A 14345-nucleotide genomic window follows, 5' to 3' on the forward strand; every position below is an offset into this window, starting at 1 on the left:
TTAGCGTATCGCCACTCGGTAGGAAGTTTCACGTTAAGCTTGGATAGCAAGAATCGTGATGCAGCCACTGCATCTGGCAAGCGCACTCCGGCGCGGTGGGGTTTAAGGGTTTTCCGCCCCGCTTTTCCGGAGGGACTATCTGCGAGCAACTAGGCGAAGGAAAAAATGAGCTTCTTGGGTGACATCCGTGAGCGTCGGCGCGAAACCGCCAAGCAGGTGAAGGCTGCCAAGGCGAAGGCCAAGGAAGAGGCTCGCCACGCAGCTCGACTTAATCGCAAGGCACACAAGGCTGAGGTCAAGGCCGCTAAGCGCGACCAGAAGCACCAGCACAAGCTGGAGCTGAAGGAGGCCGCTGGCCGCGTTCGTTCTGAGGAAAAGCTCGGTAAGAAGGAACTCAAGCTGGAAAACCGTGCTCTGAAGCGCGCGGAGAAGATCCGCAAGGCAAGTGCCAAGGACGAGAAGAAGGCGCTGGCCGCCAAGCAGCGTCACCAGACCAAGATGGCCGAGAAGATCCTGGCACAGCAGCGCAGCCAGGGCTTCAACAAGGACAAGGCAAAGTCGTGGATCGGCGGCGCACGCCTGCTGGTACCCGTGCTGGTTCCGCTGGCCTACCGCGCCATCACTGCCCTCCAGCGCCGTGAACACTCGTCGGCCGCGCAGAAGTTCGGTGTTTCCGCTAATGATGCCGCTCGTTACCAGGGGCACGGTGCACCGCTGCTGGCCCGCATTGAGGCCACTCGCGGTTCGCTGACGGAACTGCGTAAGTCGGGCGCCAAGGGCACCGATGGTTTTATCAAGGACGCCAACTCGCGTCTGGATGTCATGACTGATGCTATTAATACTGCCGAGAAGATGACCCCGGAGCAGCGCCGTCGCGCGCACCACTCCATTACCGCAGAGCTGGATTCGCTGGACCTCCAGATCATTTCGGAGCTGGGCGCGTAAACCCGGTCGCTTCGGGTTGAGGCCACTCGCCGAGATTCATCGAATTGAGCGCGACTGTTGTTGAACAGCAACAGTCGCGCTTTTGCTCTTATTACCCCCGTATCGGGCTATTTTTTCCCACCGATGGCGCTACGGACTGAGAACTACTGTAATGAAGGCTATGCCATCTTCAGATAAATCTCAGACTGCAGCCTCGAATCTGAACGGTGCGGTCTCGAACAGCGACGCAACAGCCCAAAAGCCATTCACCCCTTCTCGTCGTGCCGTACTGCGTGCCGGCGCTACCGGTGCTGCTGCCGGAGCCATCGGCCTGGCACCCGCTACCAGTGCGGGGGCAAATCCTGAGTCACAGTCCCCAGCTAATGCTGGCGGTTCCGGTGGTTTTCAGGTATTCCAACACGGCGTGGCCTCTGGCGACCCACTGCCGGACTCGGTTCTTATCTGGACTCGTGTGACCTCACACCCAGGCGATACCGCAGGTGCAAACCAGGGCCGTCCTGTTGCACTGAAGTGGGAAGTCGCTTCTGATGAGGGCTTCGGCAACATCGTTGCCTCTGGCGCCCTGAACACCGACCCGGATGCTGACAACACTGTCAAGATCGATGTCAAGGGTCTCTCCGCTGATTCCTACTACTTCTACCGCTTTACCGTCACCGCTGGTGATCACGCGGGCCAGGTTTCCCCGATTGGCCAGACTCGCACTGCGCCGCCGGTGAACTCCTCGCCAGATCACCTGGGCATCGCGCTGACTTCCTGCGCTAACTGGGAAAGTGGCTTCTTCTCCGCTTACCGCGATATGGCGGAAAATGACCGCATCGACATCATCATGTGTGTCGGTGACTACATCTACGAGTACGAGGCCGGTGGCTACTCCGGCAAGGGCCCGGTTCGTGACCACAAGCCGGCTCACGAGATCATTTCTCTCGCTGACTACCGCCTGCGCTACGCCACCTACCGTACCGATGCGGACCTGCAGGAAGCTCACCGCGCAAAGCCGTGGATTGTGACCTGGGACGACCACGAGGTCGCCAACGATGATTGGCACAGTGGCGCTGAGAACCACGACCCGGAGACCGAAGGCGACTACATTGCCCGCCGCGACGCCGCTATCCAGGCGTACCTGGAGTGGCTGCCGGTTCGCGCGGTCCCGTTCTCCCAGGGCGGAAAGCTCTACCGCAGCTTCCGTTTCGGCGATCTCGCCGACCTGACCATGCTGGACCTGCGCACCTACCGTGACCAGCAGCTGAAGTTCATCCGCGCTGGCGAGACCGATGATGAGAACCGCTCCATGCTCGGCTCTGAGCAGTTCAATTACCTGCTCGGCCAGTGGCGTTCCTCGAGCGCAAAGTGGCGTGTCGTGGGCAACTCCGTCATGTTCACTCCGGTGCTGGTTCCGCCGCTGGATCCGGAGGCCACCCGCGCTGTCACCGAGCTGCTGAGCTTGCCTCAGGACGGCCTGCCGTACAACTTGGATCAGTGGGATGGCTACGCTGCTGAGCGTCGTAAGCTGATCAACATCATGGATAAGGAAGGCTACGACAACGTTGTCTTCCTCACCGGCGATATTCACTCCTCCTGGAACTGCAACGTACCGAAGGTCCCGGGCGAGTACCCGAGTGCCGGCATTGCCGCTATTGAGATTGTCTGTACTTCCGTCAGCGCCCCGAATATCGATGACATTGTGAAGCTGCCTCAGGACAACCCGATTTCCTTGGCTGCTACCGCTGGACTCAAGGCTGCGAACCCGTACGTCAACTACCTCGAGTTCGACCGCCACGGCTACACTGCCGTCTACTTCGGCCGCGAGGACGTTACCTCTGAGTACCGCCTTGTCGAGGTCAAGGAAGAACCGAACCAGCCGCTTTTCGTCGCCGCTACCTACCGCGGCAAGCCGGGTCAGGGCATGACCCAGGCTTAAGCGCCTTCTCGTCCTTTCGCTTTACGACGACTACCGAGAGCGCACCCCGCATTGCGCCCTCAGTGGCGTAGTTGCTGTTCACGACGGCCCTGCACAACATGCAGGGCCGTCTTTTTATTACCCCAAGTTCTTGTGCACAATTAATCGAATTATTAACAAACCATGTATTCAATATAAGTTGCACAATCGAGCTCAATTATCGTCAATAGACATTAAATTTCTTTGCACTTATACTGTGGGGGAAAGAAAAAAGGGCTCGATATTAATTTGAAGTTTCACCGTATTGAAGTTTCACTGTAAGCCTTCTTCATTATTACAAGTTCAGCACCAAGCTTAGGCAGGGATTCTATGGCACGCCGCGAACTAATTCAGTACATCGACGACCTCGATGGGACTCCGCTTGATTCCGCAGATCACCAAGTCGTTCGTTTCTCTTTCCGCGGTAAGAACTACATTCTCGACCTCTCTCAGGAAAATGCAGAGAAGTTCGAGCAGGTATTAGAACCGTATATTGCGAAAGCTTCCATTGATCACAGCACGGTTGTAGCTCCGCGTAAGCGCTCTTCCGCTAATCCCAATGCCGCTGAGGCCCGTGATCGCAATCGCAAGATTCGCCAGTGGGCACGAGAGAATGGCATGGATGTTGCAGACCGTGGTGCGCTGCCAAAGCACATTATTGAAAAGTACGAGAGCGCTAACTAGTTCTCACCCAGGTCCGTTTGCCTTCCACTGGGTTTCACCCAGCTTTACTATCTTTAAAACAGGGTCCCGCCACAGCGGGGCCCTGTTTTAAAGTTGGGGCAGGTAATTCGAGTCGCTAGGATAGCGGCTGGAATTGGCACACCGGCCTCATCCGGTTGTCTTACTTTTCTTATCCTTGACATGGAGGAGTCGGCCCGTGGTCATTTTGGAACCATTCGTTTGGCTGGTCTCGTTTGTCCTTAAGGCGTGGCACCTTTTACTGGCCTCAGTGTTTCACCTGCCGTCTTCTCTGTCCTGGACGCTTTCTCTCTTCCTGCTGGTGTTTACGGTGCGTGGCGCTTTAGCGTTTCTCGCGTTCCAGCAATTTATCTCGGCGCGCAAGACAGCCAACCTACGGCCGCAGCTTTTTATGCTCAAGGAGCGCTACCGCAGGAGCATCGAGCCGAACTCGCCACAATACGTAAACTTTGCCAGCAAGGAAATGCGCAAAGCAGAGGGGATTAAGACCTCCGTAATGCTGGCGCCCCTCTTCGTCCAGATTCCCGTGATTATGGGCCTTGTTCGCATGCTGAGGCACATGCTGCGGGCGTCTGAGGGGCCTGGGCTGCCTGCGTCTCATAATGTCGGATTCATCTCTAAGGATGAGATCTCCGACTTTCTGAGCGCGACATTCTTGGGACAGCCTCTACCCGCATATCTGCGCATGGACCCGGAGCAACTGCAAATCCTCGGGGGCAATCATGATTCGCTGTTAACTTTCTGCATTATCGGCATCGTGGCAGCGGCCTTTTTCACCGGTTTTAACTTGGTCGTTTCCTACCGCCGGTTGCAGCGCACTCTCGACTATTCCAATAGCGTCAGTGTATTCCTCAGCAAATTCATGCGCGTAATGCTTATCTACGCACCGCTGATGATCCTCTTCGCGGGTTTCTTTGGCCCAACACCTGTGGCTCTAATTGTCTACTGGGTCACCAATAACTTCTGGACACTGACCCAAAATATCATTCTCACCCGCTATGTGGAAAAGACCTACCCGCTCACGGACGATTTCCGAACTCTTCAAAACCACCAAAAGGGTGAATACGAATCGGAGCGGGAAGAAAAGAAGAAGTTAAAGCAGGCCAAGCGTCACTTTTATATCAAATCCGCATTCGCTCCGTGGAAGATAAAGCAGCATAAGAGCGAATATGCCGCTATTGAGAAGGAATCGCGGGACCGCCGTAAAGCAAAGCAGGAAGAAGAATATGCCCAGGCTTTGAAAATTGCGAAGGTTCGCTACATGGTGACCCAGATGCGGCCTGGTGCTCAGGACAATTTGCCATCCCTGACGCAGGATATGAAGATTTCCTCGGGTATAGTTCCGCCGCTTCCCGGCCTGGCTAAAGTGCGGGACGACATGAAACGACAAGCCGAGAAAGCGCAAAAAGCACAGAAACGGCCGAAGCCAATTCTGATTGCAAAGAACCTGGGAATGCTACTCGGCCAGAATACGAAGAATATGGTTAAGAAAGCCACCGGCTCAAAGGAGTCGGACTGGAAACGCTTCCGAGATTAGCCCGTGAGTAAAAAGGCAAGAACTACGACGCGTTAAAAAAGGGAATTAAGTATTTACGTGACCAGGTCACGGGCCAGGTCGCGCGCCATCTGCAGCGGGTTCAGGTCTTTGGACATCTTGGCACCCGCGAGGCCGCCGTCGAGGTAGAGCAACAGCATATTTGCGTGAGCAGACGGCATACTAGATTCATTTTCAGTCAGCAGCGTGTGTAGCTGTTGCCAAACCCAGGAACGGTGATCGGCTGCGGCCTGACGGATGTCCTGCTCCGACTCCGTTTCCGGCCGCGGATATTCACTAGCCGCATTCTGGAAGTGTGAACCACGGAAGTCGATTGCCGGCTGCTCCGCAATACACTGATCAAAGAACGCGAGAATCTTCTCCGCCGGGGTATCCAACGAGGCCACTCGCTGCTCCCAAGCCTCCCGCCATTTGGCGTCGAGGTCTTGCAGATATGCAATGACTAGCTTGTCCTTGGATCCAAACAACGAATACAGGCTGGCTTTGGCCACATCAGCTTCCCGCAGGATGCGGTCAATGCCGACAACGCGGATACCCTCTGTTGTAAACAGAGTTGTCGCTGATGCCAGGAGGCGCTCCCGCGGACTGGGGCGGTTACGACGGCGAGAGGAAGCGCGGCCGCCTTTTGCGCCCTTGCCCGTTGTCGCTTCTGCCACGGCAGTACCTCTCGTCCTTCCAAAGTCACACCCCGTTCTAACAGCTGCTTACTCGCAAACACCGGCATTAGCGCCATTGCTTTCAGAGCACTGAACAGGGCGTTCATAGTCTGTGATATTCCATTGTAGGCGTATCTGCGACTGTGATTTTGTAAAAGAACAAACTAGTCAGTCTTTCAGCCTCTAGTCCTACTTTAGCGTGCGATGATTGCCGCCCCCAACAGATGTCGCGACAATCGCAGAACGCCAACGTCACGACAACCGCACAACAAAAAAAGGGCATCTCAATGTTGATGAGATGCCCCGCGCTCTAGCTCACTATCCAGTAGATAGCAGCGTTACGACGCTTCGTGCATAGTCGCGCTGTTTTGCTTGGCTTACTTGCGCTTTTGAACCAGGCCGACAATCCACAACAGGATCACGGCGCCGAGCAGACAGGTGAGGAAGCTGAAGAACTTTCCGCCACCGGCGACATCAACGCCGAACAGGGTGAGCAGCCAACCGCCCAAGAAACCACCGACGATACCAACGACGATATTCAGGACGACGCCCATCTGTTCATCGGTGTTCATGATCTTAGAGCCGATCCAGCCGGCAAGACCACCGATGATAATCCAGCTGATGAAGCCCATCGTGGGACTAAAGGAGGCAGCAAGAAGAATCTCGTTCATGATAGATATTCCTTTCCCGAAATCGTTCTGACTCAACTATAAGTCTTTCCGAAAACTCTTGCATACACTGCAAGCACTATCAGGCCATTTCGGCCACTGAGAAACTAGCGAGATAACAGTCGGATAGCCACAGGAAAACTCTTATAAAATCTGCACTTTCTGCATGAAAACAGGGTTTATGCAGACGAGAGGCCTCATTTGGATAAACCGAAGCCGGCCCCGACACCTGTCGGAAACCGGCTAGGTTCTACTTATAAATATTCGGTAACGGTTTCTACTCTCGGCGCTAACCGCGCCTCGACGACCGCCGCCGGCGTCTTTTCTCAGCCCCCTCGAAGGGCGCTTTAGGCGTCAGTCTCCGGGCGGACGACCATCATCGGGCAAGCAGCCGCCTGCAGGAGTGCACGCGAAGTGGAGCCGAGCAGCATGCCCTTGAAACCTCCGCGGCCGTGGCTGCCGACGACCAGCAGCTGCGAGCCTTCCGAGGCATCAGCCAGAGCACGAACCGGGCGGTCGCGGGTAACAACCTTCTTGATGGCCACTTCCGGGTACTTCTTAGCGTACTTCTCCAGACGGTGGCCGAGCAGAGCCTTCTGCTCCTCTTCCACAACCTGCCACTGGCTCTGAGCTGCAGAAAGGCCAGCCAGGGAAGCCTGTACCTGCATATCCATCCAGGTATGAACTGCAATCAGCTCGGCACCACGGGCATCGGCCTCACGGAATGCGTACTCCGTTGCCTTTTCGGAAATATCGGAGCCATCGACACCGACAACGACAGGACCGTACTTGGTCTCATCGGTGACCAGGTTGTCCTCGCGGACAACAACAACCGGGCACGATGCGTGGGAAACAACAGCGGCGGAAACCGAACCCATGACCATGCCAGAGAGCCCACCCAGACCGCGAGAGCCCATAACCACCATGGTTGCCTGCTCAGACAGGTCGAGCAGCATGTCAATCGGGCTGCCCTCTTCAATCTGGTGGCTGACATCTACTGACGGTGCGAAGTCGAGGGCAATCTTCTTGGCCTCGTTAATCTTCTCCAGGGTCTCGGCCTCAAGATCGTCGTAAAGCTCCTGCGGCGGAACCATGCCCTCTGCGTAGAGGAACTGCGGCATGGAGTAGCTGCTGACCAGACGGAGTGGCTCACCGCGCTTCACTGCGGTGTTAGCGGCCCACTTGACGGCGGTCTTGGATGCCTCCGAGCCATCGACCGCGCACACAATGATGTTCTGCCTTGGCATTGATTGCCTCCTTATTATGCGATCCATAAAAATTGGCTCTCCGCGGCCCGACCGCAACGCAGCTACACCTATCGCACCTGCTTGGACGCCATTTTAATGGACAAGCTTTGCTATTTAGTCAACTCTTCCGAGCCAACCTTTTTATTACTTTCACCTCCACCCTACCCCCATTATGTTGCGACCGACAGGGCAGAATGTTGTCCACCTACGCCATTAGGGGCGATACCAACACCGCTCTGCCACAGCAGCTCCGCTTGCCCGCCAGATGAATCCGGGGCACCTGTTAAAGTCAGCCGTATGCGTCGCATGCCACTGCCCATTCGCAATGGGCTCAACCCATCCCGCATCGCCGCTCCCGGGCGTCGTGGCGATGCCCCCACCCGTGCGTGGGATCTGCTCACAGGCGCTATCGCAGGTCAAACCCACCGCCACCCGGACGATGATGAAGCGGCCGTGACTAAACGCTTTGCAGATGGGCTCGTCGTTCGCGCCAACTCAGTGCCGTACAGTCCGGATGACATGGTGAAGCCCGGCGCGGAAATGTGGTTTTACCGCACCCCGGCACCGGAGCGCACAATCGCGGGGCCGATGCCGATTGTCTTTCAAGATGACAACCTTGTGGTCGTCGACAAGCCGTCGTTTTTGGCAACGATGCCACGCGGCCGACACATCACGGAAACCGCTGTCGTACGCCTGCGGCGGGAGCTGGGAAATCCGGAGTTGGTTCCCGCGCATCGCCTCGACAGACTGACGTCGGGGTTGCTCATCTTTACCGCCCGGCGCGAAGTTCGTGGCGCCTACCAGGGGCTTTTCGCATCTGGGGAAGTCACTAAGCGCTATCACGCGCTGACATCGCCCACACCCATCGCTGGCGCGACCAGCGAAGCCCTGCCCGAGCCCCCGCTAGAGTTGCGCACGCGACAGCACAAGATTGCTGGCCAAATGCAGGCTTATACTCTCGAGGGCGAGCCAAACGCCCACACCATCATCGAGCACATTTCGCTTGTCGACGTGCCTTCGGACGCCGACGGCCTCGCTGCCGACAGTGGTCGCGTTGCGCTGTGGCAATTGAAACCCATCACCGGACGCACTCATCAGCTGCGGCTGCACTTGAGTGAGCTGGGCTTTCCCATCCTGGGCGACCAGTACTACCCGGAGATTCTGCCGCTGGAGGCCGAGAATACCTCGGAGCCCCTGCACCTGGTCTGTGTAGAAATGAGTTTCGCTGACCCCGTGACTGGTGAACAACGAACGTTCCATTCCCGCCGCAGCGTTTTCAATCCGCTTTCGCTGCCGGATATTAATTCGCCGTTGATCAAATCTAATTAGAAGAGAACCCCCTCCCCCATGTCTGCCAAGCATGCACAACAATCCGCTAAATCATCCGCTGAATCTTCTTTGGAACATTCCGCCCCACCAGCGGCGGCCTACGCTGAGAGGCTCACCAAGAAGTACGGTGTCGGCAATGCCGCTGTTACTGCACTGGACCATGTCGATATCTCTTTTGCCGCTGGTGAGTTCACCGCGATTATGGGCCCGTCCGGGTCCGGTAAGTCGACATTGATGCACTGCATGGCCGGTTTGGACTCCGCGACGTCGGGAAGCGCGTACATCGGCACGACGGATCTGTCGAAGCTGTCGGACAAGGAAATCACGGCGCTGCGGCGTGATCGCCTGGGCTTTGTGTTCCAGTCCTTCAACCTGGTGCCGACGTTGACGGCGGCAGAGAACATCACCCTGCCTATCAATATCGCTGGTCGGAAGGTGGACAAGCAGTGGTTCGAGGAAATCACCACGCGCCTCGGGCTTAAAGAACGGCTTACGCACCGCCCCTCGGAACTGTCTGGTGGCCAGCAGCAGCGTGTCGCCTGTGCGCGTGCCATTGTCAGCCGGCCGGAGATCATCTTTGGCGATGAGCCGACGGGCAACTTGGACTCGAACTCATCTCGTGAGGTATTGACGATTCTCCGCGATGCGGTTGATGACATCGGCCAAACCGTCGTCATTGTGACGCATGATGCCACCGCCGCGTCCTACGCAGACCGTGTTGTGTTCCTCGCGGATGGCCGCGTGGTTGACGAGCTTCGCAATCCCACGCCCGCCGATATCTTGGCGCGCATGGCAGATATTGAGAATCTTTAGGAAGGCAGGTCATCTCCCCCCCATGGCATCATCGTCTTCCACGCTGAGCCGCGTCGCCTGGCGCAACATCACCTCGCACAAGTTGCGCCTCGTGCTCACAATTATTTCGGTCGTGCTGGGCACGGCCTTCATCACCGGCGCATTTGTGTTCACATCATCGCTGGACAAGGCCTTTAAGGGCGCAATGAGTACCGCTTATGACGGTGTCGACGTGGTGGTGACGGCCCCTGCTGACAATCCCGGTGCGCTCACCGAAGAAACCGCGCAGGAAATCGAAAGCTTCCCCGGGGTCCGAGCCCTCAACATTGGCGATCCCAACAACAGCATTACGGCCACAGGAGCCGACGGCAAGCCGATTCAAACCAATGGTTCGCCATCGATGGGTCTTCCCTACTATCCAGCGGCCGAAGCGGTGGGCAACAAGGTCACGGTTACCGAGGGGCACGCGCCGGAAACACCAGGTGAGGTGGTCGTCAACTCCACCACCGCCGAACTCGGCAACCTCCACGTCGGCACTGAAATCAAAGTGGCCACCCGCCTCGATCGGGCGACGGTGAAGGTTGTCGGCATCGCTGATACCTCCATCGACGAAACCGGCTACCTCGCGGTCTTTTTCACCCAGAATCAGTGGCGCAAGCTCTACGGCGCGGACAGCCATATGGACATGTTCACCCTCGCCGCCGATTCCACCACTGACGCTGCCACGCTTACCCGTGATGTCGCAGAAGCATTCCCCGAGCTCAAGGTAGAGGCAGGCTCTAAGCTCGCCGAGGAGGCCTCCGAACGTGTCTCCTCTGCCTTAAGCTTTGTCAACTACTTCCTCATCGCTTTCGGGCTCATCGGGCTGCTTGTGGGCATCTTCATCATCTCCAATACTTTCACCATGCTGGTCACTCAGCGCATGAAGGAGTTCGCTCTCCTCCGCGCCCTCGGTGCTTCACGACGACAGCTCACTGCGTCCGTCCTCTTGGAGGCATTCATTGTTGGCCTCATCGGTTCCGCACTAGGTGTCATCACGGGATTTGGGCTGAGCCAGGGGCTATTCATGCTTCTCGATGCCATGAGTATCTCCATGCCCGGCGATGGCCTGACATTCGAACCGGTGGCAGTCATCGTTCCTCTCCTTGTCGGCGTGGCCATCACCATGATCGCCGCCTGGACGCCGGCCGCCCGCGCTGGCGCGGTCCCTCCTGTAGAAGCCATGCGCTCTGGGGATCAAACAACCAGCAATAGCCTCAGTGCTAGGACGTGGACCGGTACTGTGCTGGCGTCCGCCGCGATCGCAATCATTGCCTGGGCATTGCAGTGGAACGACGCAGAAACCAAGATTCGTGCCATCTTCGTTGGTGTCGGTGCAGTGATGGCCGTAGCCTCCGTCTGGCTTGTCGGCCCCGCGCTGTCCATGCCTCTGATCGGAGGACTGGGGCGCGTCGTAGGTGCGCCTTTTGGAACCGTCGGCAAGCTTGCGGCGACGAACTCCCACCGCAATCCGCGCAGAACGGGAACCACATCGTTTGCACTGACGCTCGGGCTTGCGCTGGTGACTGTGATTGGCATGTTCGGTGTGTCCATGAAGGAGGCGGTCAATGAGTGGTCAGAGACCAATCTGACGGCTGACTTCGTGCTCTCGCCACCTCTGACCGCGCATTCGGCCCTGCCACTTGGGGTCGAGGATGCGGTGAAGGATATCGATGGTGTCGACGACACCGCAACCTTGTCGATTGGCGCGCTACTGGTAATCCCACCTGAGGAAGCCGCCACGATGATAGCTTCCGACGGCGAACAAACTGAAGTCGGACCGGAATCTAGTAATGCGTCGGTTTTCAACTCCAACGTCGGCAAATGGTACGGCACTCGCGCCATCCAGGGCTCCCTGGATCTGGCCAAGCCGGATGCGGGAATTGTCATCAGCGAATCAACAGCGAAAAAGAATAGTTGGAACGTTGGCACTGAACTCGCAGTTGTTTCCAAAGGCGGCATAACACGGCTCCCCGTCACCGGCATTTTTGCTGACACAAGTGATCCCGGCCAGTCGATTATGGTCTCCGACGAAGCCGCCCATAAATATGTCAAAAGCAGCCACCTGTTGCCTTTCCAGACCTACGTCGATATTTCTGATTCCATCGCGGCAGACAGCGGCTCCATGGATGAAATGAAGCAAAAGCTTAGCGACGCAGTTGCGGACTACCTCGTAGTACAGGTGATGACTGCTAAGGAGTTTGCGGGTCTGGCTAATGCCTCTATCGATGTCATGCTGGGAATCGTCTACGCTCTGCTGGCCCTGGCGGTCATCATTTCGATTCTGGGAATTATCAATACTGTCGCACTCTCAGTTGTCGAGCGCCGCCAGGAGATTGGCATGCTTCGGGCCGTCGGCCTGCAACGCTCGGGGATTCGCCGGATGATTCGCCTGGAATCTGTGGAAATCTCCATTTTCGGCGCGGTTGTAGGTATTGTCCTCGGCTTGTTCCTCGGCTGGTCACTTCTGACCGTGCTGAAGGATGAGGGCCTGAATACTATCGCGGTACCGTGGCTGCAGATCGTTCTCATGCTGCTTGGGTCTGCGCTTGTGGGCATTATTGCTGCTCTCGGCCCTGGTCAGAAAGCCGCGAAGACACCGCCCCTGGCCGCTATCGCAGACGAATAGTCGCCGTTATATGAAAGCGCCCCGTGCAGATATTGTTTCTGCACGGGGTTTCTATTTCGCCTTATCGCCTACGCCGAATCAGCAATCCAGCTCACGCATTTCCACTGGAAATTCACACGGCCGCGTTGGCCTTGCGAACCTCGCGTTCACGATTCTTCAGCGCCTTATTGAGAAGCATAAAGAACCACACAAAGCCGACCGTCAGGATAATGTGGCCGAGTCCTGCAATTCCCGAGTACATCGCACCCCAGGCCTCCGGGCCTGAAACAACGTGCACGATACCGTTAGCCACCATCATGCCAATCGTCCAAACAATGCCGACATTCTGAACGATGAACCAGCGATCAAAGCCCTTGACAGCTGAAATATTGAATTGACCATCCAATGCCAGCGCAACCAAGAAAAAGATTGTGCCAAGAACAAGGAAATGCGTGTGCAGCGTATTGAGCTGCGTTTTATCCCCGAAATCCATCGCACGGGTAAATTCACGATAGAAAACGCCAGAAAACAGACCAAGACCGAGATACACCGAAGCAGCTGTGAATAACTTACGCATACTTCGTAGCCTACTCAGATAACGCTGGCTTCTAAACGGACCAAACCCAGGGGGTTAAACGAAAGTTTGATTCCGCGAATCTAGACGGCCTCAAACTAACCGCGCGAATCGAGCCACCACACGTTTCGGCACAGTTTTGGATAGGGCCATCACCAGGCCATATAGGCCGGGCGCTACCTCCGCCCGACCCCTCTCCGCTCCACGTAACGTGCGCTCCACTAGATAACTGAGATTCTGCTCCGGCATGAGACGCAACTTCACCGACTTCGCCTGCTTCACGACGTCCCGTAGCGCCTTGGTCTTAACCTTTCCCGGGTAGCAAATAGTTACAGTTACACCATTAGGTTTCAATTCCTCTCCAAGGCAGATACCCCAGTGCCGAATAAACGCTTTCGATGCTGTGTACACCGCCAGCCCTGGAGTTGGTGCTACAGCTGAGATCGATGAAATGAGAATGATGTGGCCGTTCTTTTCGAATAAATCGTTTAGCGAGTAAACCGCTGCGACCGTACCGCGAATATTCGTCTGTATCATTTGATCAGCCTGCGAAAAATCCTGGGTTTTAACATCGCCATAATTCGCATACGCGGCATTGAGGATTAAGTAAACTATCGTCGCGTGATGGCGGTCAACATGATTCCGGAGTTTATCGCCAAAATCATCATCGGACTGATCTAGACAAAGATATCGAAGACGAGGACCTTGCCTCTGCGAGAACTCAGCGTCTTCACCGGAAGAATCATCGTTGTAGCTACGAGAAACACACCAAATTTCATCTAGGTCTGGACGTAGCTGCCCAAGTCTATCGGCAAAGACGGCGCCTATGCCCCGAGATGCTCCAGTCACGATTCCCACTCGCATGAATTCCAAGATACAGCCGACTGAGTCGAGCAATTAAAACGGCGCCGACGTAGCGCGCCGCATAGGAATAAGCATACGAACAGCAAAATGCAGCACTAAAACGCTAGTTAATTCTGTTTACCCGTAGGTACAAAAGTGGGCCGCAGCACCCAACCCCACACGGGAACTGGCTACCACGACCCACAACAATAAACTTTTTATGCCGGCGGCGACCTACTCTCCCACACCCTCCCGAGTGCAGTACCATCGGCGCTGGTGGACTTAGCTTCCGGGTTCGGAATGGGACCGGGCGTGACCCCACCGCTAACACCACCGACAAAAACCAGGCAACAACCCATCCCCACCACAACTTTGGGTGGGTGGTGTCATGCCAGACACTGAATAACGGACGCGAGCAAAAACCCTGTAATTCACACTTTGTGTGTTGAAT

At 56.3% G+C, this 14345-nt stretch carries 12 protein-coding genes and 1 rRNA gene; 7 read left to right on the forward strand and 6 right to left on the reverse strand.

Annotation, left to right across the window (positions count from 1 at the left end):
- The first annotated feature begins 165 nt into the window (after positions 1 to 165).
- The 4 genes from QP978_RS01260 (at position 166) to yidC (ending at position 5120) form a co-directional block, all read left to right on the forward strand.
- Positions 166 to 945: a DUF6474 family protein gene (locus QP978_RS01260; RefSeq protein ID WP_284856751.1), complete on the forward strand. Its 780-nt coding sequence runs from the start codon at positions 166 to 168 to the stop codon at positions 943 to 945.
- Between the two features lie 160 nt (positions 946 to 1105).
- Entirely contained in the window at positions 1106 to 2863 is a 1758-nt protein-coding gene (locus QP978_RS01265; protein ID WP_239272148.1) for an alkaline phosphatase D family protein, read from the forward strand.
- 348 nt (positions 2864 to 3211) lie between these two features.
- A complete protein-coding gene (locus QP978_RS01270) occupies positions 3212 to 3565 on the forward strand; it encodes a histone-like nucleoid-structuring protein Lsr2 (RefSeq protein WP_069359719.1) in 354 nt (117 codons plus the stop codon).
- A gap of 196 nt (positions 3566 to 3761) precedes the next feature.
- Positions 3762 to 5120 carry a membrane protein insertase YidC gene (yidC, locus tag QP978_RS01275; protein ID WP_049171708.1) on the forward strand — a complete coding sequence of 453 codons (1359 nt, stop codon included), beginning with the start codon at positions 3762 to 3764 and terminating at the stop codon, positions 5118 to 5120.
- Between the two features lie 53 nt (positions 5121 to 5173).
- Here yidC and QP978_RS01280 read toward each other — a convergent pair whose 3' ends face one another.
- From QP978_RS01280 to QP978_RS01290, 3 genes are all read right to left on the reverse strand, one after another.
- The gene (locus QP978_RS01280; RefSeq protein WP_048731284.1) at positions 5174 to 5794 is read right to left on the reverse strand and encodes a TetR/AcrR family transcriptional regulator; all 621 of its coding nucleotides are present in this window, start codon (positions 5792 to 5794) and stop codon (positions 5174 to 5176) included.
- 377 nt (positions 5795 to 6171) lie between these two features.
- Complete coding sequence (locus QP978_RS01285; RefSeq protein WP_049171710.1) at positions 6172 to 6465, reverse strand: GlsB/YeaQ/YmgE family stress response membrane protein; 294 nt, start codon at positions 6463 to 6465, stop codon at positions 6172 to 6174.
- A gap of 344 nt (positions 6466 to 6809) precedes the next feature.
- The gene (locus QP978_RS01290) at positions 6810 to 7709 is read right to left on the reverse strand and encodes a universal stress protein (protein WP_005510554.1); all 900 of its coding nucleotides are present in this window, start codon (positions 7707 to 7709) and stop codon (positions 6810 to 6812) included.
- 297 nt (positions 7710 to 8006) lie between these two features.
- Here QP978_RS01290 and QP978_RS01295 point away from each other — a divergent pair, with 297 nt between their 5' ends.
- The 3 genes from QP978_RS01295 to QP978_RS01305 are packed head-to-tail and all read left to right on the forward strand — an operon-like array spanning position 8007 to position 12498.
- Positions 8007 to 9038, forward strand: a complete 1032-nt coding sequence (locus QP978_RS01295) for a pseudouridine synthase (protein WP_187400198.1) — start codon at positions 8007 to 8009, stop codon at positions 9036 to 9038.
- Positions 9039 to 9056: 18 nt separating this feature from the next.
- A complete protein-coding gene (locus QP978_RS01300; protein ID WP_016421690.1) occupies positions 9057 to 9851 on the forward strand; it encodes an ABC transporter ATP-binding protein in 795 nt (264 codons plus the stop codon).
- Between the two features lie 22 nt (positions 9852 to 9873).
- Entirely contained in the window at positions 9874 to 12498 is a 2625-nt protein-coding gene (locus QP978_RS01305) for an ABC transporter permease (RefSeq protein WP_049171715.1), read from the forward strand.
- Positions 12499 to 12610: 112 nt separating this feature from the next.
- On the opposite strand, the gene QP978_RS01310 is transcribed toward QP978_RS01305, so the two are convergent.
- From QP978_RS01310 to rrf, 3 genes are all read right to left on the reverse strand, one after another.
- Positions 12611 to 13054, reverse strand: coding sequence for a DUF2871 domain-containing protein (locus QP978_RS01310; RefSeq protein WP_016421692.1), 444 nt, complete (start codon positions 13052 to 13054; stop codon positions 12611 to 12613).
- Positions 13055 to 13144: 90 nt separating this feature from the next.
- Positions 13145 to 13900: an SDR family NAD(P)-dependent oxidoreductase gene (locus QP978_RS01315; RefSeq protein ID WP_284856752.1), complete on the reverse strand. Its 756-nt coding sequence runs from the start codon at positions 13898 to 13900 to the stop codon at positions 13145 to 13147.
- Positions 13901 to 14115: 215 nt separating this feature from the next.
- Positions 14116 to 14232: ribosomal RNA gene (rrf, locus tag QP978_RS01320) — 5S ribosomal RNA — on the reverse strand.
- Positions 14233 to 14345: the final 113 nt, after the last annotated feature.

It is taken from the genome of Corynebacterium sp. MSK035 (genome assembly GCF_030232615.1).
Classification (GTDB): domain Bacteria; phylum Actinomycetota; class Actinomycetes; order Mycobacteriales; family Mycobacteriaceae; genus Corynebacterium; species Corynebacterium jeikeium_D.